23 protein-coding genes and 7 tRNA genes are annotated in these 25,478 nt (G+C 55.8%); 17 read left to right on the top strand and 13 right to left on the bottom strand.

Annotated features, from left to right (window positions below):
- Positions 1-49: 49 nt before the first annotated feature.
- The 7 genes from pxpA to AC6I7A_RS05230 all read right to left on the bottom strand — a co-directional run bounded on the left by pxpA (position 50) and on the right by AC6I7A_RS05230 (position 6,118).
- A complete protein-coding gene (gene pxpA, locus AC6I7A_RS05260; RefSeq protein ID WP_058956306.1) occupies positions 50-787 on the bottom strand; it encodes a 5-oxoprolinase subunit PxpA in 738 nt (245 codons plus the stop codon).
- The gene (gene pxpC, locus AC6I7A_RS05255; protein ID WP_058956307.1) at positions 777-1,706 is read right to left on the bottom strand and encodes a 5-oxoprolinase subunit PxpC; all 930 of its coding nucleotides are present in this window, start codon (positions 1,704-1,706) and stop codon (positions 777-779) included. Before pxpC ends, pxpA begins: the two co-directional genes overlap by 11 nt.
- Positions 1,700-2,356, bottom strand: coding sequence for a 5-oxoprolinase subunit PxpB (pxpB, locus tag AC6I7A_RS05250; protein ID WP_046101422.1), 657 nt, complete (start codon positions 2,354-2,356; stop codon positions 1,700-1,702). Before pxpB ends, pxpC begins: the two co-directional genes overlap by 7 nt.
- Before the next feature lie 249 nt (positions 2,357-2,605).
- Positions 2,606-3,349: a type 2 GTP cyclohydrolase I gene (locus AC6I7A_RS05245; protein ID WP_058956308.1), complete on the bottom strand. Its 744-nt coding sequence runs from the start codon at positions 3,347-3,349 to the stop codon at positions 2,606-2,608.
- Between the two features lie 18 nt (positions 3,350-3,367).
- Positions 3,368-4,792, bottom strand: coding sequence for a deoxyribodipyrimidine photo-lyase (phrB, locus tag AC6I7A_RS05240; protein WP_058956309.1), 1,425 nt, complete (start codon positions 4,790-4,792; stop codon positions 3,368-3,370).
- 12 nt (positions 4,793-4,804) lie between these two features.
- Positions 4,805-5,764 (bottom strand): YbgA family protein, encoded by a 960-nt coding sequence (locus AC6I7A_RS05235; protein WP_058956310.1) that lies wholly within the window; start codon positions 5,762-5,764, stop codon positions 4,805-4,807.
- Between the two features lie 153 nt (positions 5,765-5,917).
- Entirely contained in the window at positions 5,918-6,118 is a 201-nt protein-coding gene (locus AC6I7A_RS05230; protein WP_009091439.1) for a YbfA family protein, read from the bottom strand.
- Between the two features lie 258 nt (positions 6,119-6,376).
- On the opposite strand from AC6I7A_RS05230, the gene kdpE reads away from it, so the two are divergent.
- A complete protein-coding gene (gene kdpE, locus AC6I7A_RS05225; protein ID WP_009091441.1) occupies positions 6,377-7,051 on the top strand; it encodes a two-component system response regulator KdpE in 675 nt (224 codons plus the stop codon).
- 268 nt (positions 7,052-7,319) lie between these two features.
- On the opposite strand, the gene pgm is transcribed toward kdpE, so the two are convergent.
- Both pgm and seqA read right to left on the bottom strand, forming a co-directional pair.
- Positions 7,320-8,960, bottom strand: a complete 1,641-nt coding sequence (gene pgm, locus AC6I7A_RS05220; RefSeq protein WP_009091443.1) for a phosphoglucomutase (alpha-D-glucose-1,6-bisphosphate-dependent) — start codon at positions 8,958-8,960, stop codon at positions 7,320-7,322.
- Between the two features lie 26 nt (positions 8,961-8,986).
- The gene (gene seqA, locus AC6I7A_RS05215; RefSeq protein WP_009091446.1) at positions 8,987-9,535 is read right to left on the bottom strand and encodes a replication initiation negative regulator SeqA; all 549 of its coding nucleotides are present in this window, start codon (positions 9,533-9,535) and stop codon (positions 8,987-8,989) included.
- 250 nt (positions 9,536-9,785) lie between these two features.
- On the opposite strand from seqA, the gene ybfF reads away from it, so the two are divergent.
- The 4 genes from ybfF (at position 9,786) to fur (ending at position 12,446) form a co-directional block, all read left to right on the top strand.
- The gene (gene ybfF, locus AC6I7A_RS05210; RefSeq protein ID WP_009091448.1) at positions 9,786-10,550 is read left to right on the top strand and encodes an esterase; all 765 of its coding nucleotides are present in this window, start codon (positions 9,786-9,788) and stop codon (positions 10,548-10,550) included.
- Between the two features lie 168 nt (positions 10,551-10,718).
- Positions 10,719-10,994, top strand: a complete 276-nt coding sequence (gene ybfE / locus AC6I7A_RS05205) for a LexA regulated protein (protein ID WP_009091450.1) — start codon at positions 10,719-10,721, stop codon at positions 10,992-10,994.
- Positions 10,995-11,126: 132 nt separating this feature from the next.
- A complete protein-coding gene (gene fldA / locus AC6I7A_RS05200) occupies positions 11,127-11,657 on the top strand; it encodes a flavodoxin FldA (RefSeq protein ID WP_009091452.1) in 531 nt (176 codons plus the stop codon).
- A 345-nt stretch (positions 11,658-12,002) separates the two neighbouring features.
- The gene (fur, locus tag AC6I7A_RS05195; RefSeq protein ID WP_009091454.1) at positions 12,003-12,446 is read left to right on the top strand and encodes a ferric iron uptake transcriptional regulator; all 444 of its coding nucleotides are present in this window, start codon (positions 12,003-12,005) and stop codon (positions 12,444-12,446) included.
- A 68-nt stretch (positions 12,447-12,514) separates the two neighbouring features.
- Here fur and AC6I7A_RS05190 read toward each other — a convergent pair whose 3' ends face one another.
- The 3 genes from AC6I7A_RS05190 to nagE form a co-directional block, all read right to left on the bottom strand.
- Positions 12,515-12,910 (bottom strand): hypothetical protein, encoded by a 396-nt coding sequence (locus AC6I7A_RS05190; protein WP_009091456.1) that lies wholly within the window; start codon positions 12,908-12,910, stop codon positions 12,515-12,517.
- 234 nt (positions 12,911-13,144) lie between these two features.
- Complete coding sequence (glnS, locus tag AC6I7A_RS05185; protein ID WP_009091458.1) at positions 13,145-14,812, bottom strand: glutamine--tRNA ligase; 1,668 nt, start codon at positions 14,810-14,812, stop codon at positions 13,145-13,147.
- A gap of 152 nt (positions 14,813-14,964) precedes the next feature.
- Positions 14,965-16,995 (bottom strand): N-acetylglucosamine-specific PTS transporter subunit IIBC, encoded by a 2,031-nt coding sequence (gene nagE, locus AC6I7A_RS05180; RefSeq protein ID WP_058956311.1) that lies wholly within the window; start codon positions 16,993-16,995, stop codon positions 14,965-14,967.
- A 326-nt stretch (positions 16,996-17,321) separates the two neighbouring features.
- On the opposite strand from nagE, the gene nagB reads away from it, so the two are divergent.
- From nagB to AC6I7A_RS05120, 12 genes are all read left to right on the top strand, one after another.
- Complete coding sequence (gene nagB, locus AC6I7A_RS05175; protein WP_009091462.1) at positions 17,322-18,122, top strand: glucosamine-6-phosphate deaminase; 801 nt, start codon at positions 17,322-17,324, stop codon at positions 18,120-18,122.
- Positions 18,123-18,184: 62 nt separating this feature from the next.
- On the top strand, positions 18,185-19,333 hold the full coding sequence (nagA, locus tag AC6I7A_RS05170) for an N-acetylglucosamine-6-phosphate deacetylase (RefSeq protein WP_058956312.1): 1,149 nt from the start codon (positions 18,185-18,187) through the stop codon (positions 19,331-19,333).
- Between the two features lie 7 nt (positions 19,334-19,340).
- Positions 19,341-20,561 carry a DNA-binding transcriptional regulator NagC gene (gene nagC / locus AC6I7A_RS05165; protein WP_046101417.1) on the top strand — a complete coding sequence of 407 codons (1,221 nt, stop codon included), beginning with the start codon at positions 19,341-19,343 and terminating at the stop codon, positions 20,559-20,561.
- A 39-nt stretch (positions 20,562-20,600) separates the two neighbouring features.
- Positions 20,601-21,353 (top strand): HAD-IIA family hydrolase, encoded by a 753-nt coding sequence (locus AC6I7A_RS05160; RefSeq protein ID WP_009091467.1) that lies wholly within the window; start codon positions 20,601-20,603, stop codon positions 21,351-21,353.
- Between the two features lie 308 nt (positions 21,354-21,661).
- A complete protein-coding gene (gene asnB / locus AC6I7A_RS05155) occupies positions 21,662-23,329 on the top strand; it encodes an asparagine synthase B (RefSeq protein WP_058956313.1) in 1,668 nt (555 codons plus the stop codon).
- Between the two features lie 218 nt (positions 23,330-23,547).
- Positions 23,548-23,624: transfer RNA gene (locus AC6I7A_RS05150), tRNA-Met, on the top strand.
- A 9-nt stretch (positions 23,625-23,633) separates the two neighbouring features.
- Positions 23,634-23,718, top strand: a tRNA-Leu gene (locus tag AC6I7A_RS05145).
- Positions 23,719-23,740: 22 nt separating this feature from the next.
- A tRNA-Gln gene (locus AC6I7A_RS05140) sits at positions 23,741-23,815 on the top strand.
- A gap of 34 nt (positions 23,816-23,849) precedes the next feature.
- Positions 23,850-23,924: transfer RNA gene (locus AC6I7A_RS05135), tRNA-Gln, on the top strand.
- A gap of 22 nt (positions 23,925-23,946) precedes the next feature.
- Positions 23,947-24,023, top strand: a tRNA-Met gene (locus AC6I7A_RS05130).
- A gap of 6 nt (positions 24,024-24,029) precedes the next feature.
- Positions 24,030-24,104: transfer RNA gene (locus tag AC6I7A_RS05125), tRNA-Gln, on the top strand.
- Between the two features lie 29 nt (positions 24,105-24,133).
- Positions 24,134-24,208: transfer RNA gene (locus AC6I7A_RS05120), tRNA-Gln, on the top strand.
- A gap of 97 nt (positions 24,209-24,305) precedes the next feature.
- Here AC6I7A_RS05120 and ubiF read toward each other — a convergent pair.
- Positions 24,306-25,478 carry a 3-demethoxyubiquinol 3-hydroxylase gene (ubiF, locus tag AC6I7A_RS05115; RefSeq protein WP_058956314.1) on the bottom strand — a complete coding sequence of 391 codons (1,173 nt, stop codon included), beginning with the start codon at positions 25,476-25,478 and terminating at the stop codon, positions 24,306-24,308.

The raw sequence follows: 25,478 nt of genomic DNA, 5'->3' as shown, positions 1-25,478 counted from the left end.
GTTTTCCCTCAGAGTTGAAAAACCCGGCATAAGCCGGGCTAAATGTTATTCAGGCGCTGGTAACCGCAATCTGCTGAGCGGCGAAGGCATCACGCAACCGCCGGGCAAACTGCAGCGCGTGTGCGCCGTCGCCATGTAAGCAGACGGTCTGCGCATTCACCGCGACCCATTCACCACTGATACTTCTGACTTTGCCCTGCCGGACCATCGTCAGCGTCTGATCAATGGCCTGCTGTTCATCCTCAATCAGTGCGCCCGGTTCGCTGCGCGGCACCAGTGCCCCGCTGCTCAGGTAACCCCGGTCAGCAAAAACCTCTTCCCGGGTGCGTAAGCCGTAGTGCGCCGCGGCGCGGATCGATTCGCTGCCAGCCAGCCCTGTCACGATCAGCTGGCTGTCAACCGCCCTGATGGCGCGGGCGATGGTGTCAGCCAGCACCGGATCGGCTGCGGCCTGGTTGTAGAGCATGCCGTGCGGTTTGACGTGGACCAGCCGCGCCCCTTCACTTTCCGCCAGGCTTTTCAGCGCGCCAATCTGGTAGATCATCTGGGCGTAAAGCGTCTCCGGCGGCAGCTGCATGGCGCGGCGGCCAAAGTTTTCCCGGTCAGGAAACGAGGGATGCGCGCCGATGGCCACGCCCGATGCCTGCGCCCATCGCACCGACTGCAGCATGGTCTGCGCGTCACCGGCATGAAAGCCACAGGCGATGTTGGCAGAACTGACCAGTTGCAGCAGTGCCTCATCGCTGGCGCAGCCCTCGCCGAGATCGGCATTTAAATCAATCTTCATTAAGCCCCCACATCATCTGATCCAGTGCGCGTTGCTGATGCTGGCGCGCCAGCATCGCCTCCGGCAGGGTGCAGTGAATAAAGTGAACAGGTTCACCCAGACGGATTTGCGCCAGGTGATAGAGATCGGCTTCGATAACCGAGGCAATGCGTGGATAGCCACCGGTGGTCTGGGCATCCGCCATCAGCACGATGGGCTGTCCGCTGGGTGGCACCTGAATCACGCCCGGCATGACGCCGTGTGACAGCAGTTCACGCGAATTTTCACGACTGAGTTGCCGCCCCTCCAGCCGGTAGCCCATCCGGTTACTTTGCGGGCTGAGTTTCCAGGCGGTGCGCCAGAATGCCTGCTGCGCGTCGCGGCTGAATTCGTGGTACTCCGGGCCGGGCAGCGCACGAATCCGGTTGCCCCACAGCAGTTGCCGCACCCCGGCTTTGCGGTCGAACGTCCGGGTCGGTTTGCCCAGCGGCAGGCGATCGCCATCCTGCAAGATTCGCCCTTTGAAGCCGCCAAAACCCGCTTTGAGATCGGTGCTGAGCGAGCCGAGCATCTCCGGCAGATCAAAACCGCCCTGCACCGCCAGATAGCTGCGCATGCCGCGCTTCGGCATTGCCAGCGAGAGTACCTGCCCTTTTTTTACTGCAGTGCGCCAGCCTGTCCAGACCGGCTGACCATCCAGCTCCGCCTGACAGCCCGCCCCCGTCAGCGCAAACCAGCCATTGCGGGTAAACTCCGCTTTAAACTGGCCCAGCACGATCTCCAGCACCGCGCTGTGGGGCGCATTGCCCACCAGCACATTGGCGGTAAACATAGCAGGATAGTCGAGCACGCCGCCGGGGCTGATGCCATACTGCCGCCAGCCAGTGCGACCGGCATCCTGAATCGTGGTGGCCAGTCCGGCTCGCAGAATGTTTAACATACGCCCTCCTGTTGCGGCACAAAGCGCACGCGGTCGCCGGGACGCAGCAACACAGGCGGTTGCTGGCGCGGATCGAACAGCGCGGTGGAGGTATGTCCGATCAGCTGCCAGCCACCGGGCGAGGCCAGCGGATAGATGCCGGTCTGGCTGCCACCGATGCCGACCGATCCGGCGGGCACCGCGACTCTGGGTTCAGCACGGCGAGGCGTGTGCAGACGGGAATCGAGTCCGCCGAGATAGGGGAAACCGGGCTGGAAGCCGATAAAAAACACCACATATTCGCTGCTGCTGTGCAGCTCAACCACCTGACGGGGCGTCAGTCCGGCATGTTCCGCCACTACGGTCAGATCGGGGCCAGTGGAGCCGCCATAGATCACCGGGATCGACACCTCCCGCGACGCGGGAAATTCCGCCTCACTCTCCTCCCACCAGCGCTGAAGACGCTCTATCGCATCCAGCGCATTCTGCTGGGGATCGCGCAGGATCAGGGTGATGTTGTTCATGCCGGGGATCACTTCCTGCACGCTCTCATGATCGCGCAGCCGCTGATTGAGTCCCCAGATGCGTTGCTGGCTCTCCAGTGAAACCGGCGGTTCCAGCTCCAGCACGACAGCGCGTTCCCCTGATAAATAACACCGTGCTCGTTGCAACCGCTACCTCCCGCTCAGTTGAGATCGCGCCTGACCGTGCCGCCAAAAGCAGCGGTTCGGCCAGTGCCTTATCTACATAAAGCAAACAGTTATGCGAAAGTGACAGGAAGATGTCAATCAATAAGCTCCGCTGCAGGCGCGCAGCAGCGTGGGTTCTCATCGAAGAATAAGGGCCTGCGCAGGCGTACAGCAGCAGGAATAGCGTCAGGAAATAAGGCCCTGCGCAGGTGCGCAGGACCGGGAAGGGCATCAGGCAGGGTTAGGAATATCGATGAAGGTTACGTCCAGATTGTGGTGCTGCGCCAGCCACTCGCCCAGCGCTTTTGCGCCGCCCCGCTCGGTAGCATGGTGCCCTGCGGCAAAGAAGTGCAGCCCCTGCTCACGCGCACTGTGGATGGTCTGTTCAGAAACTTCACCGGTAAGGTAAGCATCGACGCCTGCGGCCGCAGCCTGGTCGATAAAGCCCTGCCCGCCTCCGCTGCACCAGGCAATACGGCGAATCAGGGCCGGCGCGTTGTCACCGCAATGCAGCGGCTGACGTCCCAGCCGCTCCCCGATTCGGCTGGCCAGCTGTTCGCCGGAGAGCGGCTCTGCCAGTTCCCCATGGAAAACGAGCGGCATCACTTCACCCTGAATCTCAATATCCAGCAGTTTTGCCAGCTGCGCGTTGTTGCCCAGTTCCGGGTGCGCATCAAGCGGCAGGTGCCAGCCGTAGAGATTGATATCATTCGCCAGCAGGGTCCGCAGACGGCGGCGCTTCATCCCTTTAATCGCGGCCGGTTCGCTTTTCCAGAAATAGCCGTGATGGACAATTATCGCATCGGCCTCGCGGGCGACTGCCTCATCGAGCAATGCCTGACAGGCTGTGACACCGGTGATAACCCGCTTAACCTCACTGCGTCCCTCAACCTGTAAACCGTTGGGGGCATAATCGCTGAAGGTATGGCTGTTGAGATGCTGATTAATCAGCGCCTCCAGTTCGTAATGATTCATTCAGGCTCCTGCGAGGCCTCAGGCGGCGCTTTTGGCGCGCTCAAAGGCGTCTAATGTCTTTTTACGTGCAGCCTTATGATCCACGATTGGCGCCGGATAATCGAGTTTCTTATGATGCTTCTCCGCCCAGCGGTGCGGCTGGTGAATATCGCTGTCGGGGACATCGGCCAGTTCCGGCAGATAGTGGCGGATAAAGTCGCCCTGCGGATCGAAGCGCTCGCCCTGGGTCGTCGGGTTAAAGATTCGGAAATAGGGTGCGGCGTCCGTCCCGGTTGACGCGGCCCACTGCCAGCCGCCATTGTTCGCCGCCAGATCGCCATCAATCAGCTGCTGCATAAAATAGCGCTCCCCTTCGCGCCAGTCGATCAGCAGATCCTTCACCAGAAAGCTGGCGGTGATCATGCGTAACCGGTTATGCATCCAGCCCATCTCCTTCATCTGCCGCATCGCAGCGTCAACGATCGGAAAGCCCGTTTTCCCCGCTTTCCAGGCGTCGAAATGGGCCTCATTGCGCTGCCATTCCACCCGGTGCGTCCAGTCAACAAAGGGCTTATGGCGGCACAGAGACGGATAGGCGACCAGCAGATGCCGGTAAAATTCGCGCCAGATGAGCTCATTCAGCCAGGTAAATGCGCGGCTGTTGTCCAGCGCATCGGGATGTTCATGCAGGACACGATGCAGACACTGGCGGGGTGACAGAACGCCTGTTGCCAGATAAACCGACAGACGGCTGGTCGCATCCAGCGCGGGCAGATCGCGTTTGTCGGGATAGTCCAGCACCGGCTGTTTAGCGAAGTGGCGCAGACGCTTCAGCGCCGCGGTTTCGCCTGGCGGAAAAAGATCCCGGTCAAACTCGCCTTTGGGGTAGTCAAATGCAGGAATTGCCTGAGTCTTCAGCGGTGCGCCTTCACGCGCTTTTGGCGCAGGGACGCACTCCGGCAATCCCTGCTGGAGACGTCGGACAAAGGCTTTGCTGAAGGGCGTGAACACCTTATACATGGAGCGGTCGCCGCTCTGTACGCTACCGGGTGCCAGCAGCAGACTGTCATCAAATCCCTGACAGATAACCCCCGCCTTGTCGAGACGCTTTTCAGCTTCTGCATCACGCTGACGCTCATTGACCTCATACTGATAGTTATAGAAAAGCTGGTCGACCTTCTGCTTTTCACAAAACGCTGCCAGAGCATCAATGCTGTCGCTGAAAGTGTTACACGCCTGGTAGTGCAGTCTGATGCCCCGCTCTGCCAGCGCATCCTGCACTTCCAGCAGGCTGGCGTGGATAAAGGCAGCCTGTTTAGGTGACATCTCATGCTGTTGCCACTGTTCCGGCGTCGCCATGAAGAGCGCAATTACGTTCGCCTTGCTGTCGCGACAGGCGGCGTGCAGCGCCAGATTATCGTTGATGCGTAAGTCGTTACGCAGCCAGACCAGATGGGTGGTCATACGCCTCCTGAATTACTGTCCGTAGCGTAAGCACAAGGCTTCGGGATAGGGGTCAAAATAACGTTGCTGAGCCAGCCACGGATGCGGGAACTCCGCCATGTAGTGCTTGAGGATGGTGATCGGCACCAGCAGCGGCTGTGTCCCCTGGCGATAGCGGTCAATCAGCGTGGCCAGCTCCTGACGCTGTGGCGAGCTGAGCTGACGGCGGAAATAGCCCTGCACGTGCATCAGGACATTGGTGTGATTGCGACGTGACGCGGGACGAGACATCAGCGCCATCATGCGGTTGCGGTATTCAAACGCAAAGGCGTCCAGCGAATCCCACTGGCTCATGGAAGCGACAAAAGGTCCCAGCTCGCGATATTTCTCCTGCGAGTGCGCCAGCATCATCAGCTTGTAGCGGCTATGGAAGGCGATCAGCCCGTGGCGGGTCAGTCCCTGTTGCCACATCTGATTAAACTCATGCAGCGCGCAGATGCGGCCGATGAAGTTTTCACGCAGCGCCGGATCGTGCAGGCGACCATCTTCTTCCAGCGGCAGCCAGGGCATTTCGCGCTGCAGAAATTCAGCGAAGATGCCGGTGCCGACTTTGCGGTTGTTGTTGGTGTCAGGTTCATAGACCCGCACACGCTCCATGCCACAGCTGGGGGATTTGGCACACAGGATGTAGCCCGAAAGATGATGCAGCGATTTTACCCGCTCTGCTGACCAGTCACGCATCTGGCGGGTGACTTCTTCCCCGCCATCTTTGCTGAAGCAGAGATGCAGCTCATCATCATCGCCCTGCTTCACCAGCCGTAATGCCGGACGCGGTGTAGGCAGGCCAATCGCCATTTCAGGACAGATCGGCTCAAAACGGACAAAGGGCGTAAGATCCTGGGTCGCAAAAGTAAGACGCTTATGGCCACCATCAAACCTGACGCTATCGCCGAGCAGGCATGCACTGATTCCAACGGGGATTTTATTGCTCATACTTGTACAACCTCTGAAATCTTGTAGAGGTTTAAGTGTAGCGTAAAATGGTCAGGAAGACAGCGTTAAAGCAACAGGTTGCTCTCATTATTGTAGAAAAAAAGTAAAAAAAAGCCCGGTCTGCTGACCGGGCCTGTTTGCTGACAGGAGGCTTTACCAGAAGACGCCGCCTGCTGCTTCTGACTGGGCCAGCCAGACCGGTTTGGCGCTGGTTTTACACCAGATGCGGTGCAGATAGCTGTAGAAACGGGCGCGATCCTGGCGAAAAAGCATGACAGGAAGCGCCATAACGCCGAGAAGAACCACCAGCGTGCGGCGTGCAATAATTTTGTAGCGTGGATAAGCCTGATACATGGTTTTTCCTCCCGGCGAGCGAAACGGTGCGAATGTGATCTGTGTCTGACTTTACGCCAGATTGTGTAATTTTACTACTCATCTGACCACTTAATTACCGCTATTTTTGCTGTTTAAGAATCAGCCTGTAATTAAGTTACAGATAAGTTACCTGCTGGTTACTAAAGAGGTGGAAGCAACTGATAGATGAAGCCGCCGGACGGCAGCCAGAAATATTGATAAAGTAGCGCTTCGGCACCCCGTTAAGGCAGGTATTGCGTGACCACGGTTTTGATCGTTGAAGATGAAAAAGAGATCCGTCGCTTTGTCCGGCTCGCACTGGAGAGTGAAGCCCTTAAAGTTTTTGATGCAGATACGCTGCAGCGCGGACTGATTGAGGCAGCGACCCGTAAACCCGATCTGGTTATCCTGGATCTGGGCCTGCCGGATGGGGATGGCACCGATTTTATCCGCGATCTGCGCCAGTGGAGCGCCATGCCGGTGATTGTGCTATCCGCGCGCAGTGATGAGCAGGATAAGATCGCGGCACTGGATGCCGGTGCGGATGACTATCTGACCAAACCCTTTGGCATCGGCGAACTGATGGCGCGCGTGCGGGTTGCGCTGCGCCGTCATAGCAGTCAGCAGCCCGACGCCCGGGTTCATTTTGCCGATGTCAGTGTCGATTTTGCCGCACGACGGGTGCAGCGCGGCGACAGTGAGGTTCACCTCACTCCTATTGAATTTCGCCTGCTGAGTATTCTGCTGAACAATGCCGGGAAGGTGCTGACACAGCGGCAACTGCTGAGCCAGGTCTGGGGACCGAATGCGGTGGAACACAGCCACTATCTGCGCATCTATATGGGACATCTGCGTCAGAAGCTGGAAGCCAACCCGACACAGCCTGCGCATCTGCTGACAGAAACCGGCATCGGCTACCGTTTTATGCCATGAAAAAAGGCGCCAGAGGCGCCTTCTGATACTGACAGAATCGGGCAGGTATCGCTGTAAGACGGAGCCTGCTCAGGGAACAGGGTCAGATCGGAAAGACGCAAAACCGTCATCCCTGACTGCTCGGCCCGCGCCTTCCCTGGCGCGGGACGCTTTCCTCTTCTGACCCTGTCCCCTGCGCATCAGGTTAATCCGTTGCGGCAGGATATGCCCTGATGCGAGTAAGGGAGCAGTCTGAGGCGCCCGCGGCGCCTTTTCATTGCCCGACGGATCAGGCGTTTTTCAGCACTTCGCTGACAATCTCTACTGCTTCTTTCTCGATCTGCGCGCGGTGTTCTGCGCCCAGGAAGCTTTCACAGTAAATCTTGTAGGCGTCTTCAGTGCCTGACGGACGGGCCGCAAACCAGCCATTCTCCGTCATCACTTTCAGACCGCCAATGGATGCGCCATTGCCCGGTGCTGCCGTCAGGCGAGCGGTGATCGGGTCACCTGCCAGTGTATCCGCGCTGACCATCTCAGGAGAGAGCTTCGACAGCGCCGCTTTCTGCGCGGAAGTCGCTGATGCCTGCAGACGGTTGTAGCTCGGCGCACCAAAGCGTGCAGCCAGCTCATCGTAATGCTGCTGAGGGTTTTTACCGGTCACGGCAGTAATCTCAGCCGCCAGCAGACACATGATGATGCCATCTTTGTCCGTTGACCACGGCGTACCATCGAAACGCAGGAATGAGGCACCCGCGCTCTCTTCGCCACCGAAGCCGAAGCTGCCGTCATACAGACCATCAACAAACCACTTGAAGCCGACCGGCACTTCCACCAGCTTGCGACCAATGTCATTAACCACACGGTCAATCATGGCGCTGGAAACCAGCGTTTTGCCGACGGCAACGTCCTGGCCCCACTGCGGACGATGCTGGAACAGGTAGTTAATCGCCACAGCCAGATAGTGGTTTGGATTCATCAGACCCGCCGGGGTCACAATGCCGTGACGGTCATAATCGGGATCGTTACCGAATGCCAGATCAAACTTGTCGCGGTAAGCCAGCAGGCCTGCCATGGCGCTTTCAGACGAGCAGTCCATGCGCACCACGCCATCTTTATCCAGATGCATAAAGCGGAAAGTCTGATCGACCGCGTCATTGACCAGCGTCAGATCCAGCTTGTAGTGTTCCGCAATGCGCTGCCAGTAGGCGATACCTGAACCACCAAGCGGATCAACGCCCAGCTTCAGGCCCGCTTTCTGGATAGCCGGGAAATCGATAATTTCGGCCAGGCCTTCAACGTAAGGCTGAATCAAATCTTTCTCGACCACATGACCGCTGGCCAGTGCCTGCTCCAGTGGCAGACGCTTAACCTCTTTCAGGCCATCTTTGATCAGCTGATTAGCGCGATCTTCCACCACTTTGGTGACGTTGGTATCAGCCGGTCCGCCATTAGGTGGGTTGTACTTGATGCCGCCATCTTCCGGTGGGTTATGGGACGGCGTAATCACGATGCCGTCAGCCAGCGGGCCACCCGATTTGTTGTGCTCAAGGATCGCATTTGAGATGGCAGGGGTCGGCGTATAGCCATTGTCCTGCTGCACAATCACGTCAACGCCATTCGCTGCCAGCACTTCCAGCACCGACAGAATTGCCGGCTCAGAGAGCGCATGCGTATCTTTGCCGACGTAGCAAGGCCCGGTGATGCCGTTCTTTTTACGCTCTTCCGCAATCGCCTGTGCAATCGCCAGAATGTGCATCTCGTTGAAGCTTTGACGCCCTGCACTGCCGCGATGGCCAGAGGTGCCAAATTTCACCGCATGTTCCGGGTTCGCCACATCGGGCTGCAGGACATAATATTGTGACGTTAATTGTGCAACGTTAATCAAATCGCTCTGCTGGGCGGGTTGCCCGGCACGTGGGTGATTGGCCATCGGCGCTGCTCCCTGACGCTTAAGTTTTAGATGGTGCCGCAAACTTTTTCGGTGAGTTCCGCAGGGAACTGCATCGACAGCATGATGTGTTCGATCATGCTGCATTTACGGCCGGTATTGGTGTTGGTGATCACCCAGTACGGCGTGCCGGGCACATGCTTCGGCTTAGTATGGGTGCCATTCTGCAACAGCGTATGCTCATCACCTGCAAAGTAGACGCGGGTGCGGCCCTGCAGCGATGCAGTGGCCTCAGCAAAGGCTGCGGTATCAAGACGATAGAGCGTTGACAAAACGAGCATAAAGCGATTGACCGCCCGCTTCTGCTCCGCATATTCATCGGAGAGCAGCAGCTCACGCATCGCGCGCACACGATCCTGCGGGCGCGAACCCACAGGCGCAGACGGCGCCTCTTTCGCTGCATCTTTTGAGGCAGGCTGAGCCGGCGAAGCGGGTGCCGTCTGACCGGCCGTAAACTTCAGCATACGACGCAGAATGTCAGATGCGCTTTCACCAATGTGCTGCGTGTGGCTGGCAATATAACGGTAGAGCTCTTCGTCAACTTCGATCGTTTTCATCTTATTCCGTACGGTTCTTTCTCATGACAGAACCACCTCTTTCCTGAAAAGCCCTGAGTATAGTCAGACAATTCAACGGATGTGCGGGTTCTAACATGAGGATTATAAAGTTAAATTCAGGCGGGTTGTTAGCAATCAAACGGTTTACGGGCAAAAGTCAGAATATGTCCTAATGCCGCCGGAACCGGCGCGCCTGAAAAGGTGAAACCATGATAACCTAAGCTCAGGTCTCAAACTTAAGAACTTTGCTATGATTTTGAACGCCCGTCTGCAAACTGAACAATCCCCTGCTGATTCTCTGCCCATCCTGCTTATTCACGGTCTGTTTGGCAGTCTGGATAACCTCGGCGTGCTGGCCCGTGGCCTGAAAGATGCCGGGCCACTGCTGCAGGTGGATGTCCGTAACCATGGACTCTCGCCGCGATCGGAGGAGATGAACTACGCTGTAATGGCGCAGGATATGGTCGATACGCTGGATGCGCACGGCATCGATCGCGTCGCGGTCATCGGTCATTCGATGGGCGGTAAAATCGCCATGACCATGAGCGCGCTGGTGCCGGATCGCATTGAGCGGCTGGTGATGATCGATATCGCGCCGGTCGATTATCAGACCCGGCGCCACGACCTGATCTTTGCCGGTATTCGCGCCGTTTCAGAGGCGGGCGTGACGCTGCGCAGCGAGGCGGCCCGCATTATGCGGCCGGTGATTGAAGAAGAAGGGGTCATTCAGTTCCTGCTGAAGTCATTTCATGACGGGCAATGGCGCTTTAACGTGCCGGTGCTGTGGGATAACTACCCTACCCTTTCTGGCTGGCAGCCTGTTCCCGCCTGGCCTCATCCGGCTCTCTTTATCCGCGGCGGCGACTCCAGTTACCTGGATAACCGCTATCGCGATGCGTTACTTCAGCAGTTCCCGGCGGCGCAGGCCCACGTGATCGGCGGTGCGGGCCACTGGGTCCATGCTGAGAAGCCCGATGCCGTTTTGCGCAGTGTGCGGCGCTTTTTTGCGCTTTAAAAGCAAATAGATGGCAGTAAAGGTTTAGGATTGGCGTCCGGAGTAAGCGTGCAGTATGATGGCGCGCTAAAATTTTGCCACAGGTCGATTTTTCTGCGGCAACGGCCAATAATTTATAATCTGCGCGGTGAGCGTCTGGCGCCCGCACCCATTCAGTTTTACTAAGCCATGGCAAAAGAACACACTGACCGCACGACGCTCGATCTGTTTGCTGATGAGCGCCGCCCGGGTCGCCCCAAAACCAGTCCGCTTTCGCGTGATGAACAGCTGCGCATCAATAAGCGCAATCAACTGAAACGTGACAAAGGGCGCGGACTGCGTCGTGTCGAACTGAAAATGAACAGTGAGGCCGTCGATGCACTTAATTCGCTGGCCGCGCAGCGTAATCTCAGCCGCAGCGAACTGATTGAACAGATGCTGCTGGCGCAGCTCAAACTGGATTGATGCGGGCAAATCGCACGCAGGAGCAAATGTCGAGGCTTTAACCGTTCCGCGGGTTTGTCTCGTCTGCTATTATTCGCAGAAATGTGCTGCGGCACACATCTCATTATCAGGATTTAAGAGGTTATTTTACTCATGGCACTCGTAGGCATCTTCTTTGGCAGCGATACCGGCAACACCGAAAACATTGCAAAAATGATCCAGAAACAGCTGGGTAAAGATGTTGCAGAAGTGCATGACATCGCGAAAAGTACAAAAGAAGACCTGGAAGCGTTTGATATCCTGCTGCTGGGCATCCCGACCTGGTACTACGGTGAAGCGCAGTGCGACTGGGATGACTTCTTCCCGACGCTGGAAGAGATCGATTTCAACGGCAAGCTGGTTGCCCTGTTTGGCTGTGGCGACCAGGAAGATTACGCTGAATATTTCTGTGATGCGATGGGCACAATCCGCGACATTATCGAGCCGCACGGCGCCGTTATCGTGGGTCACTGGCCAACAGAAGGCTACCATTTCGAAGCCTCAAAAGGTCTGGCTGATGAGACGCACTTCCTGGGCCTGGCCATTGACGAAGATCGTCAGCCTGAGCTGACCAGCCAGCGCGTCGATCAGTGGGTTAAGCAGATTTTTGATGAACTGCAGCTGAAAGAGATCATCGAAGCCTGATGCACCCCGCCTCAATGTGAGCGCCAGCTCACATTGAGGCAATGGAATTTCCTATAGAAATAATAGCCACATTTTTTTAACTTTCTTCGTTTAATCTGTAGAATACCCGCATCGATCTTCCGCGTATTAGCTCAGGCGGTATGACGCAGTGATGTGCTGAAAGACCTCTGCCAGAATCCTCCCCGGCCCGGTGAAGCTTCCCCCATCGCCCATGATGATTCACGGCCCTCAGGTTTTCATTTCATCCCCTGAGCTCTATAATGAGACGCAAATGCGAATGAGCACAGATCGACATTCAAGGCGACAAGCCACAAAAGTGAATATTAGTAACAGGACAAAATCCGCATGACTGACAACAACACCGCATTAAAGAAGGCTGGCCTGAAAGTGACACTGCCCAGACTGAAAATTCTGGAAGTGCTTCAGGAACCTGAGTGCCATCACGTCAGCGCGGAAGATTTGTATAAACGCCTGATCGACATCGGCGAAGAGATTGGCCTGGCCACCGTTTACCGCGTGCTGAACCAGTTCGACGACGCCGGTATTGTGACCCGTCACAACTTTGAAGGCGGCAAATCCGTTTTCGAACTGACGCAGCAGCATCACCACGATCACCTGATCTGCCTGGACTGCGGCAAGGTTATTGAGTTCAGCGATGAATCCATCGAAACGCGTCAGCGTGAAATCGCGACCCGCCACGGCATCAAGCTGACCAACCACAGCCTCTATCTGTACGGACACTGTACGCTGGGCGACTGCCGTGAAGATGAGACCCTGCACGACCAGTAATCTGGCGGGCGGAAATAAAAAAACCGGTTACGTGACCGGTTTTTTTTCGTCTGTGCTCTGCTGAACCCTCAGGCCACCAGCGTCTCCTGCAGATAACGCCAGCGTGGATTCGAGCTGCTGCAATCCAGAATCGCCAGCGAAATACGGCTCTGGTTATTACCATTCAGCATCTGCATCTCACGATACTGCACGGTGATCTCATTTTCGTGATGAGAGAGTATGACGTGCTCACAGGTCGCAATTCGCATCCCTTCCCGCTGCCCCTGCAGCTGTCGGAACAGCTCTTCGACCGCGTTAAGATCGTACTCTTTACCTTTTGGCGTCACCATGCGGAAATCAGGATGGAAAAAGGACATCATCAGCTCAAAGCTGTCATCCGATCCGGCAGGCTGATTAAAAATACGTTCAATGAGCTGATGTAAAACGACGACACTGTGTTTGGCTTCCTGAGCGAGGACTGGCATTTTTTTTCCTTATATAACCCGCTTTGCTACCTCTTAGAGCGCATAGCCTACCTGAAAGCGGACAATTCACATCCTGAAATTGATTAATTTTTTTAAACTCAGATTTCTCTCACAAGGCAGTCCGGGCAGGATTTGCGTTAAGCCAGAATAAACGTCGGCAATTCTCAACACAGGGGCAATAAAAAAGGGCGATTAATCGCCCTTTTGTCATTTTATGAGGTCAGCCCTAAACGATTATTCGCCCGTTTTAGCCCAGGTATCGCGAAGCCCCACGGTGCGGTTAAACACCAGCTGCGTCGGTTTAGAGTAAACGCTGTCGGCGCAGAAATAGCCTTCACGCTCAAACTGGAACGGGGTGGCTGCTTCCACATCGCGCAGGCTCGGTTCGACGAAACCATTTTTGATGCTCAGTGAATCAGGGTTGATCACCGCCAGGAAATCTTCAGCCGCGGCCGGATTCGGCACGCTGAACAGTCGGTCATAGAGGCGGAACTCGGCAGGCTGCGCATGATCCGCAGACACCCAGTGAATCACCCCCTTCACTTTGCGGCCATCGGCCGGATCTTTGCTCAGGGTATCCACGTCGCTGGTGCAGTAGATGCAGGTAATGTTGCCCGCTTCATCTTTGGCTACCCGCTCTGCACGGATCACATAGGCGTTGCGCAGACGGACTTCTTTGCCCAGAACCAGACGCTTATATTGTTTGTTCGCCTCTTCGCGGAAATCTGCACGGTCAATCCAGATCTCACGGCTGAACGGCACTTCACGCGTGCCCATCTCCGGTTTACCCGGATGGTTAGGCATGGTGATGACCTCGTTGTGACCGGCGGGCAGGTTTTCGATCACCACTTTCAGGGGATCGAGTACTGCCATCGCGCGTGGCGCATTTTCGTTCAGATCGTCACGGATGCAGGATTCCAGTGACGCCATTTCGACGATGTTATCCTGCTTGGTCACGCCAATACGACGGCAGAACTCACGGATAGAAGCTGCGGTGTAACCACGACGGCGCAGACCTGAAACGGTCAGCATGCGTGGATCGTCCCATCCTTCTACGTGCTTCTCGGTCACCAGCTGAGTGAGTTTGCGTTTTGACATCACCGCATACTCCAGATTCAGGCGCGAGAACTCATACTGGCGCGGATGAACCGGAATCGTGATGTTGTCCAGCACCCAGTCATAAAGACGGCGGTTGTCCTGGAACTCCAGCGTACAGAGCGAGTGTGTAATGCCTTCCAGCGCATCGGAAATGCAGTGGGTAAAGTCATACATCGGGTAGATGCACCACTTGTTGCCGGTCTGGTGATGTTCCGCAAACTTGATGCGGTAAAGCACCGGATCGCGCATAACGATGAAGTTCGAAGCCATATCGATTTTGGCGCGCAGACAGGCCGTGCCTTCCGCAAAGCCACCGTTTCGCATTTTTTCAAACAGCGCCAGGTTCTCTTCCACGCTGCGATCGCGATACGGGCTGTTTTTGCCCGGCTCTTTCAGGGTGCCACGATATTCGCGAATCTGATCCGGGCTCAGCTCATCAACGTAAGCCAGCCCTTTGGTAATCAGCTCAACGGCATAGTTGTAGAGCTGATCGAAATAGTCTGATGAGTAGCAGACTTCACCGCTCCACTCAAAACCCAGCCACTGGACGTCACGCTTGATGGATTCAACGAATTCCATATCCTCTTTAACCGGATTGGTATCGTCGAAACGCAGGTTGCATTGCCCCTGATAATCCTGGGCGATGCCAAAATTCAGACAGATCGATTTCGCATGACCAATGTGCAGATAGCCATTGGGCTCCGGCGGAAAACGGGTATGCACGCTGCTGTGCTTACCGCTCGCCAAATCTTCGTCAATGATCTGACGAATAAAGTTAGTTGGGCGGGCTTCAGCCTCACTCATCTCAAAAATCCTCAATACGAATAACGGGTGATTTGTACCACGAAGTAACGGAGTATGATCCACAAAGCGTCTGAGGGAAACAACCGTTTGTTAAGCCTTTAAAACAAAAAAGGCAGGAATCGCTTCCTGCCTGTAGGGTTCTGTTGCGGGGATTAGCCTTTCACTTCATACAGCGGGGTTTCACCTGCGACGACCGGACCGTGGGCCAGGAGTGTCAGACCCGCGAAATCTTCACTGTTACTGACCACCACCGGACTCACCATTGAGCGGGCATTCGCGTTCAGGAATTCAAGATCCATCTCCAGCACCGGCTGACCGGCTACCACGCTGGCTCCCTCTTCCGCCAGCCGGGTAAAGCCTTTTCCGTCCAGCGCGACGGTATCGAGTCCCATGTGAACCACGATCTCGACACCGTTGTCGGTTTCCAGACAGAATGCATGATTGGTATTGAAGATTTTCACCAGCGTTCCGGCAATCGGTGCCACAACCCATTTGTCGCTGGGTTTGATGGCCAGCCCGTCACCTACCGCTTTGCTGGCAAAGGCTTCATCCGGAACCGCATCCAGTGCCACGACCTCTCCCGTTACCGGTGCCAGCAGCGTCGCAATAACGCGCTTCTCGCTGTTCAGCACGGCCTGCGGTTTAACCTCCGGCTCTGCCGCTGGCGTTGTGCCGGATGCAGCTGCCGCGACCGGGCCTTTGGCCAGCACTTTTTTCATGGCGGAGGCGATGCCTTCCGCCTGGGTGCCGACAATGATCTGCACGCTCTGTTTATTCAGACGGATAACGCCGGACGCGCCCAGACGCTTCGCCACGCTCTCGTTGACCTGAGCGGAATCATTCACGTTCAGACGCAGACGGGTGATGCAGGCGTCAATGCTGGTCAGGTTAGCGGAGCCACCGACCGCACCGATGTAGCGACGTGCCAGGGATTCCGTGGCGCTTTCGCCGTTATCGCTGTTGTCCACGTTGACGTCATACCCATCGCTTTCATCACCGGCCACCGCCAGCTCGCGGCCAGGGGTCAACAGATTGAATTTTTTGATGGTGAAGCGGAAGACCACGTAATAGATAACGAAGAACACCAGCCCCTGCGGGATCAGCATATACCAGTGGGTCGCCAGCGGGTTACGGGTGGAGAGGAACATATCCACCAGCCCGGCGCTGAAACCAAATCCGGCGATCCAGTGCATGCTGGCGGCGATGAAGACAGAAATACCGGTCAGTACAGCGTGGATCAGATAGAGCACCGGTGCCACGAACATGAAGGAGAACTCCAGCGGTTCGGTGATCCCGGTAAAGAAGGCGGCAAACGCAGCGGCCAGCATGATACTGCCCACTTTGACGCGATTCTCAGGACGCGCGCAGTGATAGATAGCCAGCGCAGCACCAGGCAGACCAAACATCATGATCGGGAAGAAGCCCGCCTGATAGCGACCGGTAATGCCCACGGTGGCCGACCCATCCGCCAGTGACTGTGCACCGCCGAGGAATTTAGGAATGTCATTAATTCCGGCCACATCGAACCAGAACACGGAGTTCAGCGCGTGATGCAGACCGACCGGGATCAGCAGACGGTTAAAGAAGGCGTAAATACCGGCTCCGACCGAGCCAAGCTTCTGGATATGCTCGCCAAAGCCTACCAGACCATTGAACACCACCGGCCAGATATACATCAGGATAAAGGCGACGAAGATCATCAGGAACGAAACAAGAATCGGCACCAGCCGGCGTCCGCTGAAGAAAGAGAGCGCCTTAGGCAGTTCGACGTGGCTGAAGCGGTTATAGACTTCTGCCGAGAGAATACCGACCAGAATGCCGACAAACTGGTTTTCGATTTTGCCAAAGGCAGCAGGCACCTGAGCCAAAGGAATTTTCTGAATCATTGAGACAGCGGCTGGTGAGCAGAGCGTGGTGACCACCAGGAAGCCGACAAAGCCGGTGAGGGCCGCCGCGCCATCTTTATCTTTCGACATGCCGTAGGCGATACCGATCGCAAACAGGACTGACATGTGCTCAATAATCGCCGCACCGGACTTAATCAGCAACGCTGCCAGCGCGTTATCTGCACCCCAGCTGACGGGATCGAGGTAGTACCCTACCCCCATAAGTATCGCTGCCGCTGGCAGGGTGGCAACCGGCACCATCAGTGCCCGCCCTACCTTCTGTAAATAACTTAACATGGACCTTCCCCCTATGAGCCTGACTTGTCGCTTTGCGCCGCTTAATGTTGTTATGTCAGCTGCAAAGATTGTAAATACACTGCATGTCACGCAGCGAAGTGTAATGACAAATTAATTCGCCTCGCAAATTAAAACCCCGACATATGTGACTTTTATCACTAAAAAACATCGGGTCACACTGCAACATCTGGCTATGAATGCAAACTTATTTTATGATCCGAAATATTGAATTGCGCTCCGGCCGTGGCGAGAATAGAAAATCTGTTCAGGCTGATGATTTACGCAACGGTTAAGCGATCCCCTTTCCATTTCAAATGAGGTGAAACATGAGACTGATTCCTTTAGCGACGCCAACCCAGGTCGGCAAATGGGCCGCCCGACATATCGTTAACCGCATTAACGCGTTTAACCCGACGGCGGAAAAACCTTTCGTCCTGGGTCTGCCTACCGGCGGCACGCCACTGGAGGCATACAAACACCTGATTGATATGCACAAAGCGGGCCAGGTCAGTTTTAAGCATGTTGTGACGTTCAATATGGATGAATATGTGGGCCTGCCAAAAGAGCATCCGGAGAGCTATCACAGCTTCATGTATCGTAATTTCTTCGATCACGTTGATATTCAACCGGAAAATATCAACCTGCTGAATGGTAATGCACCCGATATTGACGCAGAATGTCGTCAGTACGAAGAGAAAATTCGCGCGCTGGGTAAAATTCACCTGTTTATGGGGGGTGTCGGAAACGACGGCCATATCGCCTTTAACGAACCGGCTTCATCGCTGGCTTCGCGAACCCGCATTAAAACCCTGACCCATGATACCCGCGTAGCGAACTCTCGCTTCTTCAACGGCGACGTTGACCAGGTGCCTAAATACGCGCTGACGGTCGGCGTCGGCACGCTGCTGGATGCAGAGGAAGTGATGATTCTGGTTACCGGCCATGTTAAAGCGCAGGCCCTGCAGGCGGCGGTTGAAGGCAACGTCAACCATATGTGGACCATCAGCTGCCTGCAGCTGCACGCAAAATCGGTGGTGGTGTGTGATGAGCCGGCCACCATGGAACTGAAAGTGAAAACCGTGAAATATTTCCGCGAAATGGAAGCGGAAAATATGAAAGGCGTGTAACAGAACATTGTCATGCCCTGCTGTTACGCTGCGTGACAGCAGGCCAGGACGGGAGAAGAGAGATGTACGCACTAGTCAACGGTCGCATCTACAGCGGTCATGAGATTCTGGATAACTATGCGGTCGTGGTTGACGGGACGCAGATTGCGCACGTCTGCCCGCGTGAAGCGGTTGCGGCGGATGTTGAATTGCGGGATGTGGCGGGTGCCATCATTGCGCCAGGCTTTATCGATCTCCAGCTTAACGGCTGTGGTGGCGTGCAGTTCAATGATGACATTGATGCGCTCAGCGTTGAAACGCTGGAGATCATGCAGCGCGCCAATGAGAAATCGGGCTGCACCAGCTTTTTACCGACGCTGATCACCAGCAGCGATGCCCTGATGAAGCGGGCCATTGAAACCATGCGCGCCTATCTGCAGAAGCATCAGCATCAGGCGCTGGGTCTGCATCTGGAAGGCCCGTGGCTCAGCAAGGCGAAGAAAGGCACCCACGATCCGGCGCTGATTCGCCTGCCGGATGCGGCGATGGTGCAGTATCTGTGTGACAACGCCGATGTCATCACCAAAGTGACGCTGGCGCCGGAGAATGCCGGTCGCGAGGTGATTCGGCAGCTGACTGACGCGGGGATCATTGTGTCTGCCGGTCACTCCAGTGCAACGTATGAAGAGGCGAAAGCGGGCTTCTCGGCTGGTGTGAGTTTTGCGACACACCTCTACAACGCGATGCCCGCCTTTGCCGGTCGTGAACCGGGGCTTATCGGTGCGCTGTTTGATTCGCCTGATGTATACTGCGGCATTATTGCGGATGGTTTACATGTACATTACGCTAACGTGCGCAATGCTAAACGCATAAAAGGCGACAAGCTGGTGCTGGTAACGGATGCCACCGCACCAGCGGGCGCGGCAATCAGTGAGTTTATTTTTGCTGGCAAAACAATCTATTATCGTGACGGGCTCTGTGTTGACGAAAACGGCACACTCAGTGGTTCAGCCCTGACGATGATTGAAGCGGTACGGAACAGCGTCGAGCATGTGGGTATCGCACTGGACGAAGCATTGCGCATGGCATCACTCTACCCGGCACGGGCGATGGGCGTGGAAAAACAGTTAGGCTCGATCGAAGCAGGAAAAATCGCGAACCTGACTGTGTTTACGCGCGACTTTAAAATCATTAAGACGTTTGTCAACGGAGACGACGTCCTGAGCGAGTAAGCACTGAATGACCACTGGCGGCCAGTCACAAATAGGAAATGTCGATCTTGTTAAGCAACTTAATAGCGCAGCGGTTTACCGGCTGATTGATCAACAGGGGCCGATATCGCGCATTCAGATTGCCGAACTTAGTCAGCTCGCCCCCGCCAGCGTCACGAAAATTACCCGCCAGTTGATTGAGCGCGGCCTGATCAAAGAGGTAGACCAGCAGGCGTCTACCGGTGGTCGCCGCGCTATCTCGATTATCACTGAAACCCGCCACTTCCAGACTATCGGCGTCCGGCTCGGCCGTCACGATGCCACCCTTACGCTGTTTGACCTCAGCGGCAAATCGCTGGCGCAGGAGGATTATGCGCTGCCGGAACGCACCCAGGAGACGCTGGAGCATGCGCTGTTTAATGCCATCAGCGGCTTCATCGAGCAGCACCAGCGTAAAATCCGCGAGCTGATCGCTATTTCCGTGATTCTGCCCGGTCTGGTCGACCCGATTAACGGCGTGATTCGCTATATGCCGCACATCGCTGTCAGCCACTGGCCGCTGGTCGCCAGCCTGAAGAAACGCTTTAACGTCACCAGTTTTGTGGGTCACGATATCCGCAGTCTGGCGCTGGCCGAGCACTACTTCGGTGCAAGCCGCGACTGTGCTGACTCAATTCTGGTGCGGTTACACCGGGGGACCGGTGCCGGCATTATCGCCAACGGCCATATTTTTCTCGGCAGTAACGGTAACGTCGGCGAGATCGGCCACATTCAGGTCGATCCGTTAGGCGAACGCTGCCACTGCGGTAACTTTGGCTGTCTGGAAACCATTGCTGCCAATGGCGCCATTGAAAACCGTGTGCGTCACCTGCTGAATCAGGGCTACCCCAGTGTACTGACGCTGGAGGCGTGCCAGATGCCCCACATCTGCAAAGCGGCGAATCAGGGTGATGCCCTGGCCTGTGAAGTTATCGAGCACGTGGGGCGCTATCTCGGCAAGGCGATTGCCATCGCCATCAACCTGTTTAATCCACAAAAAGTGGTGCTGGCGGGAGAGATTACCGAAGCAGAAAAAGTGCTGCTACCCGCGATTGAGGGCTGCATTAATACCCAGGCGTTAGAGGCCTTCCGTAAGCATCTGCCGGTTGTTCGTTCGACACTGGATCATCGTTCTGCGATTGGTGCCTTTGCGCTGGCTAAACGTGCCATGCTTAACGGCATTCTGCTGCAACACCTTCTGGAAGATTAAGCTCACCCGCTGCTGTGGCGGGCCACACCGGATCTGACTATGACCATAAAAAGCGTAATTTGTGATATCGATGGCGTGCTGATGCACGACAACACGGCCGTTCCCGGCGCACAGGAATTTCTGCAGCGCATTCTGGCCAAAGAGATGCCGCTGGTGGTGCTGACCAACTACCCTTCGCAGACTGAGCAGGATCTGGCTAACCGTTTTGCCTCAGCAGGCGTTGAGGTGCCCGATTCCGTCTTCTACACCTCGGCAATGGCCACCGCGGACTTCCTGCGCCGTCAGGAGGGCAAAAAGGCGTATGTGATTGGTGAGGGCGCGCTGATTCATGAACTCTACAAAGCGGGCTTTACCATTACTGATGTGAATCCCGACTTTGTGATTGTCGGAGAGACCCGCTCCTTTAACTGGGACATGATGCATAAAGCGGCCTTCTTTGTTGCCAACGGCGCTCGCTTTATTGCCACCAATCCCGATACCCATGCGCGTGGGTTTATTCCCGCCTGTGGCGCACTCTGTGCGGGGATTGAGAAGATATCCGGCCGCAGCCCCTTTGTTGTGGGCAAACCAAGCCCTTACATCATGCGTGCCGCGCTGAACAAAATGCAGGCTCACTCCGAAGAGACGGTCATCGTCGGCGATAACCTGCGCACCGATATTCTGGCCGGTTTCCAGGCGGGTCTGGAGACGGTGCTGGTGCTCTCTGGCGTCTCCACCCTGAGCGATATCGACGCGATGCCCTTCCGCCCGGACTGGATCTACCCCTCTGTTGCCGATATCGACCTGTTCTGATTCAGTTTGCTTATGACGCATCGGGCTGAATTGTGATGCGTCTCCCCTTTTTCTCCGCTTTTACCCCCTGTTTGCCGCCTGATTTTTGCTCAAAAAATGCATTTCATTGCAGATCCAACAACAAATAAGCTCTTAAATTATCGTTTATTCAATTTTATCGTCATGTGATCAATATTTTTATCAGTAAATCACGATTCCTCTTGCATTGACGGCACCAAATAGCGCATTTTCTTATCTATCACGCAGCGTCAGGCTGCCGGACAAACCTAAAAGATAACATCGCCGTAAGGTGAGCTCAGGAGTCAGTTATGTGTTCAATTTTTGGTGTGCTGGATCTGAAAAGCGATCCTGTTGAGCTGCGCAAAAAGGCGCTGGAATGTTCACGCTTAATGCGTCATCGCGGCCCGGACTGGTCAGGCGTTTACGCCGATGACCATGCCATCCTGGCGCATGAACGTCTCTCAATTGTTGACGTTAACAACGGCGCACAGCCGCTGTACAACGCCGACCACACCCATGTCCTGGCAGTCAACGGCGAAATTTATAACCATCAGGCGCTGCGCGCGGAACTCAGCGATCGCTATGCGTTTCAGACCGGTTCTGACTGTGAAGTGATTCTGGCGCTCTATCAGGAGAAAGGGGTCGACTTCCTTGATGACCTGGAAGGCATGTTCGCCTTCATCCTCTATGACAGCGTCAAAAACACGTATCTGATTGGCCGTGACCATATCGGTATCATCCCGCTCTATATGGGTAACGATGAGCATGGCAACCTCTATGTCGCGTCAGAAATGAAAGCGCTGGTGCCGGTCTGCCGTTCGATTAAAGAGTTTCCGCCGGGAAGCTACCTCTCCAGCACCGATGGCGAAATCCGTCGTTACTGGCAGCGTGACTGGATGGAGTACAAAAACGTTGAGCACAACACCACCGATGCGGCCGGTCTGAAGAATGCGCTGGAAGAGTCTGTGAAAAGTCACCTGATGTCAGATGTGCCTTATGGTGTGCTGCTGTCGGGCGGCCTGGACTCCTCCATCATTTCCGCCGTGACCAAACGTTTTGCGGCAAAGCGTGTTGAAGACCAGGATAAAAGTGATGCGTGGTGGCCACAGCTTCACTCCTTTGCTGTCGGGCTGGAAGGCTCACCCGATCTGAAAGCGGCGAAAGCCGTGGCGGAACATCTGGGCACCGTGCACCATGAGATTCATTTCACCGTGCAGGAAGGTCTGGATGCAATTCGCGATGTGATTTATCACATTGAAACCTATGACGTCACCACCATCCGTGCCTCCACGCCGATGTACTTAATGTCGCGTAAAATCAAGGCTATGGGCATCAAGATGGTGCTGTCAGGCGAAGGCGCAGATGAAGTGTTCGGCGGCTACCTTTACTTCCATAAAGCCCCCAACGCTAAAGAGTTCCACGAAGAAAACGTGCGTAAACTGCAGGCGCTGCATATGTTCGACTGTGCCCGCGCCAACAAAGCGATGTCCGCCTGGGGCGTTGAGGCCCGCGTGCCGTTCCTGGATAAAAAATTCCTGGATGTGGCGATGCGTATCAACCCGGAAGATAAAATGTGTGGCAGCAACGGCAAAATGGAGAAGCACATTCTGCGTGAATGTTTCTCCTCCTACCTGCCGGAAAGCGTGGCGTGGCGTCAGAAAGAGCAGTTCTCAGATGGCGTCGGTTACAGCTGGATTGACTCGCTGAAAGAGGTGGCTGCGAAGCAAATCAGCGACCAGCAACTGGCAACCGCTCACTTCCGCTTCCCGCACAACACGCCGGGGTCGAAGGAAGCCTATCTCTACCGTGAGATCTTTGAAGAGCTGTTCCCGCTGGCCAGCGCCGCGGAGTGTGTGCCAGGCGGTCCATCAGTAGCCTGTTCGTCAGCCAAAGCGATCGAGTGGGACGAGGCGTTTAAAAACATGAACGATCCATCAGGTCGTGCCGTTGGTGTGCATCAGTCAGCCTATCAATAAGCCGACTGAGCACGGTCAGAATGGGCCCGCTGCGGCCCATTTTTTTGACGATTAGCGTTGTATTCACTGAAAAATTGCCGAATAAACCGCCATGCTGGTTATAAGCCACGCAAACAGCCATAACCAGGCAAAAATCGGTAAAAAAATTGTTGACGCTGTCAGGTCAACTCCGCATAATGCGCCCCGCAACGCCGATGAAGGTAACGCGAAAAAAAGATGGCTACGTAGCTCAGCTGGTTAGAGCACAGCACTCATAATGCTGGGGTCACAGGTTCGATTCCCGTCGTAGCCACCATCTTTTTTTGCGGGAGTGGCGAAATTGGTAGACGCACCAGATTTAGGTTCTGGCGCCGCAAGGTGTGCGAGTTCAAGTCTCGCCTCCCGCACCATTTCATTATTCGGCAGCGTGGATGGGATATCGCCAAGCGGTAAGGCACCGGTTTTTGATACCGGCATTCCCTGGTTCGAATCCAGGTATCCCAGCCAATTTTGATGATTCTCGATGCTGAGAACGGACGAATGGGATATCGCCAAGCGGTAAGGCACCGGTTTTTGATACCGGCATTCCCTGGTTCGAATCCAGGTATCCCAGCCATCATTAAAATGCAGTACAATTTGGCTACGTAGCTCAGCTGGTTAGAGCACAGCACTCATAATGCTGGGGTCACAGGTTCGATTCCCGTCGTAGCCACCATATAATTGGGGTGTCGCCAAGCGGTAAGGCACTGGTTTCTGATACCAGCATTCCGGGGTTCGAATCCCTGCACCCCAGCCATACAAAGACAATTTGAAAAACACCATTATTGGGGTGTCGCCAAGCGGTAAGGCACTGGTTTCTGATACCAGCATTCCGGGGTTCGAATCCCTGCACCCCAGCCAAATTGCACAACAGGCCCGCTTTTGCGGGCTTTGTTGTTTTTGTCCTCTGCCTTTCTGACGGCTGACCCACCCTGCGGTGAGCCAGACCGCCTCTCTGTTACAATCCCAGCGCGTAGCGCAGCACCTGCCGCTTCAGTACCCCGGAATGTTCGGCGGCGATCAGGCCGAGATTTCGTGCAAACCGCAGCGGAGCCAGCTGATTGCTGAAGGCGAAGTAGAAGAGATCCATCCCCCCCTGCATCAGCATGTTGTCGCGGCGGCGCTTGCGGTGATAACGCTGCAGCACCCGCTCAGAGGCCCACTCTTCCGCCGCATCGCGCGCGCTGACCAGCACATCAATCAACGCATCAATATCGCGATAGCCCAGATTGACGCCCTGCCCGGCCAGCGGATTGATGGTGTGCGCCGCATCGCCAACCAGCGCCAGCCCCGGCAGCACATACTGCGAAGCGTGACGGCGCACCAGCGGGAAACTGCCCGCCGCGTGGGCTTTAAAACGTCCCAGCCGCGCCGGGAAGTGACTGGCAATCTCTTTTTCCAGCTGAGCCATCGGCATCGCCTGAAGCTGACGGACTCTTGCCGGTGCGTCATACCAGACCAGCGAGGCCCGGTTGTCATACAGCGGCAAAAAGGCGCGTGGCCCCTGAGGAGTGAAGTGCTGCCAGGTGGCATCGCCTGCCGGATGTTCACAGGTCACGCTGATCAGTAAACAGGACTGCGCATAGCTCCAGCCATGAATGCCGATGCCGGCCATCTGCCGCACCTGCGAATTGGCTCCATCGGCGCCGATCACCAGCCGGGTATGCAGGGTCACGCCATCGCTCAGGTCGACGCGCCAGCCGCCGTTTTCCGGCTGCAGATTTTCCAGCGTGGCCGGGCAGTAGCAGGTCACATCCCGCGACTGCATCTCTTCCCACAACGCGCGCTGAAGAACGCTGTTCTCGACCATGAAGCCCAGCTCCGGCAATCCCAGCGAGGCGGCATCGAAACTCACCTGCGCCGTCTGCCACTCCCAGGTTTCCAGCCTGCGATAAGGGGCGCTTCGCATCGCTTCCACCCGCGGCCAGACGCTGAGCTGCTTCAGTAACGCCACCGAGGAGGAACCGATCGCTGAAATGCGCAGATCGGGATCGCTGTCGGCATCAAAGGTGGCAGGCTCGGCGCGTTCAATGACCGCCACGCGAAAACGCTGCTGCGTCAGTCCACAGGCCAGCGCAGCACCCACCATGCCTCCCCCGACAATCACCACATCAAACTGATTATCCTGCAT

The sequence above is a fragment of the Type-F symbiont of Plautia stali genome (genome assembly GCF_059731105.1).
This window is presented reverse-complemented; position numbering and strand designations above follow the sequence as displayed.